Origin of the sequence: Marinobacter sp. C7 (assembly GCF_022343555.1) — a bacterium.
Taxonomy (GTDB): Bacteria; Pseudomonadota; Gammaproteobacteria; order Pseudomonadales; family Oleiphilaceae; genus Marinobacter.
The window spans coordinates 1-3,175 of the sequence record NZ_JAKQZH010000009.1 but is presented as its reverse complement, the minus strand read 5'-3'; the positions used below and the strand labels follow the sequence as shown (position 1 = coordinate 3,175).

Here is a 3,175-nt window from a genome sequence, read left to right as displayed (position 1 = left end):
AGGGTGGTCTTACCATGGTCAACGTGACCAATAGTACCCACGTTTACGTGCGGTTTACTACGCTCAAATTTTTCTTTGGACATTTGACCAACTCCCCTAATCAACCTGGATCGTAACGTTGACCGGATAAAAATGGAGCTCATGGGCGGATTTGAACCGCCGACCTCACCCTTACCAAGGGTGTGCTCTACCAACTGAGCTACATGAGCGTTAAAACCAAATTGGAGCGGGCAGCGGGAATCGAACCCGCGTCATCAGCTTGGAAGGCTGAGGTAATAGCCACTATACGATGCCCGCGAGCAATAAGTGGTGGAGGGGGCAGGATTCGAACCTGCGAAGGCGATGCCGTCAGATTTACAGTCTGATCCCTTTGGCCACTCGGGAACCCCTCCCGTACAAACTCGCTTCCCACGAATCTGCTCAAAACTTAAAGTGGAGCTGGCGGACGGAATCGAACCCCCGACCTGCTGATTACAAGTCAGCTGCTCTACCAACTGAGCTACGCCAGCTCACATTCGCCTCGTCAGCGAGGGCGGTATACTACGGAGTTTTTTCTGGCGTTGCAACACCTTCGCAAGGGTTGATTTCGATGAAATCGAAATTTTTGCCGTATTCCGAAGTTACCGCCTGAACCAGCTCCTCAGTGAGGTCCGGTTCAGCCTCAAAATCGAGGGCGTAGCTTATCTGATTTCGGTTGTATTTGGCTAGTACCGCATTGAGATTCTGACGTTTTTTTTCTTCGAGTACAGATATTGCCGCTTCACGGGACTCAAACAGGCCCAGAGAAATGGCATTCCGATACTCCCCTTCCGTGACAAGGTAGGAATCGATTCCCTGGCGCTGAATATCCCGGAACTGTCTGAGCGCGATGTCCGCGGGTTGTGGAGGAATCAGGACCCAATTAAGTGGTGGCCGGTCCCGCTCTACTTCATCGATCGTGACGTTACCGGCCTCCAACCCGCCGATTGCTGCCAGAAGCGCCTCCGCGCCCTCCCGGCTCTCCAGCCACCCGACTCGAACGCACTGCAAGGGAACCGATTCTTCGACGGCCTGCTGTCCAGTTTCTGCAGGATCAGTCGTGGCCAGCCCCTCCTCTTCTCCATTCTCTACCCCAACTTCCCGGGGGCCGTTAGCCGATTGATCCCCGACCGGCGGGGCCTTGAGACTGGCAACGCGCGGCAGCGTACCGGACACCGTTTCGGAGGACCTCGCCGGAGGCTGCATAACGTCGGCGAAGTACCAGAAAAAAACATTGATACAAAAGAGTATCAGGGCCAGCCACCTCATATAGCCAGCTCCTCCGAATCGATCGCCGCAAGCCCCCGGAGAACCAGGTCGGGGGCGTGAACAGCGTTGAGACCAAGGCCCTGCAGACGTTCGGCATCGCCGCCGGTCACCAGGATATCCCCTAGCCCAATCCGGTCGACATCTGCCTGGATTCGCTCGATCATCGCAGCTGACAGCCACGCAAGGCCATGATTCACACACTCTCCTGTGCTGGTGCCGGGCGCGGTTTGCAGCACCTGCTCGGGATCGAACCAGATACGAGCGGCATCGGTCTGGAGACTTCGGATCATCATCTGCAACCCGGGAAGGATGAAGCCACCCAGATGCTGCCCGGATTGATCCACATAATCGATGGTCACGGCACTGCCAGCATCAATCACAGCAAAGCCGTCCCGGTAGTCCTGCCAGGCCCCGTACATGGCATGCCAGCGATCAGCGCCCATGCGCGGATAGTCACGGTAGGCGTTTATGAGACCGCCCCGCTGCGCTTCCGACCAATGACATACTGCGGGAACTCCAAACCGGGCCTCCAGGTGGGCAACCAGCTGCTCGCGACTGGCTTCGGCGGCGACCGTCGATACACTGATGCGACGCACTCGTGGCTGCGCAGGCAATCCGGGCAGGGGATCCGGGTCTGACAGTTTCCCTACGCCATGGGCCGTAATGCCTTCGCGATTGCCCAGTTGCCATTTCAGACGGGTATTCCCGGCGTCTATCAACAATCTCATGGACGCACCCGCAAGCTGATTTCTCCGGCCCTCACGGGGACCACCCCTTCGGTGGTTCGCAGCAGGTAATTGCCCCCCTCGTCGATACCGGCCCCGGTACCCTCAAGGGCGCCTCCCCGAGCGCGGACATGGCGACCAAGGAATATATCCCTGCTTTGCCAGGGCGAACGAAAATCACCGAAGCCTTCTTCGGCAAAAATCCCGACGGCATCCTGGACCGAGTTTATAACGGCCGCCGCAATCCGGTTACGAGTCCATGCCTGAGCCGGGAAGGCCGAGGCGAGACTGGTCCATGGCTGATCGACGGAATCCGCCCGGGACATATGGACATTGATCCCAATGCCCGCGATGACCTGTACGACCCCTTCCTGCAACTCCCCCTGCAGCTCCACAAGGATGCCACCCAGCTTACCCTGGGGCAGAAATATATCGTTGGGCCACTTAAGGCCGATGGACTCCGCCCCCAGCCCCTCCAGAGCATTCGCTACGGCCACCCCAAGCACGAGGCTAAGGCCGTCCAGAACGGAAAATCCACCATGGAAGGTGAGCCCCATGCTGAGGTAAAGATTTTCGCCGCGAGGACTTTGCCAGACATTTCCCCGTCGCCCCCGGCCCGCCGTCTGGCAATCGGCAATACAAACAGGGATCTCGTTCACCCCTGCCTGCCACTGCCGAAGCACCTCAGCATTGGTTGAATCCACTTCATCGAGGACCGTCAACTGGAGCCGGGAACGTAGCTCCGGGGCAATACCATCCGAAATCGTTCCTGCGTCGAGGAGATCCACAGGCGTGAGGAGCCGATACCCCTTGCCTCTCACCGTCGCGATTTCAAAACCATCGTCAACGGCGCGACGAATCTGCTTCCAGACAGCCGTGCGACTTACACCCAGGGATTGGGCGAGCGACTCTCCGGAATGAATATTCCCATCCCGGAGAAGAGTGATCAGTGCTTTGGATTTCATGAAACAGCATCCGGACTGAAAAGATGGACAAGGGCGGATTAAACACCAGGAGACCGGAAAACACAAAGAAGGGGTTAGCGAATATGCGGACACTCCCGCAGGCCGTCGCTTTCTCGCGGCCAATAAAAAACCCCCAACGGCGAAGCCGCTGGGGGTTTTGGTATTAGGAGCCTGACGATGACCTACTCTCGCATGGGC

At 57.7% G+C, this 3,175-nt stretch carries 3 protein-coding genes and 4 tRNA genes; all 7 read right to left on the bottom strand.

Features of this window, described 5'->3' with window-relative positions; all coding sequences use genetic code 11:
- Nucleotides 1-133: 133 nt before the first annotated feature.
- The 7 genes from MD273_RS18400 to MD273_RS18370 all read right to left on the bottom strand — a co-directional run bounded on the left by MD273_RS18400 (nt 134) and on the right by MD273_RS18370 (nt 2,977).
- Nucleotides 134-209, bottom strand: a tRNA-Thr gene (locus tag MD273_RS18400).
- 13 nt (nt 210-222) lie between these two features.
- Nucleotides 223-297: transfer RNA gene (locus tag MD273_RS18395), tRNA-Gly, on the bottom strand.
- Nucleotides 298-307: 10 nt separating this feature from the next.
- Nucleotides 308-392: transfer RNA gene (locus MD273_RS18390), tRNA-Tyr, on the bottom strand.
- Between the two features lie 41 nt (nt 393-433).
- A tRNA-Thr gene (locus tag MD273_RS18385) sits at nt 434-509 on the bottom strand.
- Between the two features lie 31 nt (nt 510-540).
- Nucleotides 541-1,287 carry a hypothetical protein gene (locus MD273_RS18380; RefSeq protein ID WP_239039240.1) on the bottom strand — a complete coding sequence of 249 codons (747 nt, stop codon included), beginning with the start codon at nt 1,285-1,287 and terminating at the stop codon, nt 541-543.
- Entirely contained in the window at nt 1,284-2,015 is a 732-nt protein-coding gene (locus tag MD273_RS18375) for a type III pantothenate kinase (protein WP_239039239.1), read from the bottom strand. The genes MD273_RS18380 and MD273_RS18375 overlap by 4 nt, the downstream gene beginning before the upstream one ends.
- On the bottom strand, nt 2,012-2,977 hold the full coding sequence (locus MD273_RS18370; RefSeq protein ID WP_239039238.1) for a biotin--[acetyl-CoA-carboxylase] ligase: 966 nt from the start codon (nt 2,975-2,977) through the stop codon (nt 2,012-2,014). The genes MD273_RS18375 and MD273_RS18370 overlap by 4 nt, the downstream gene beginning before the upstream one ends.
- Between the last annotated feature and the right edge of the window lie 198 nt (nt 2,978-3,175).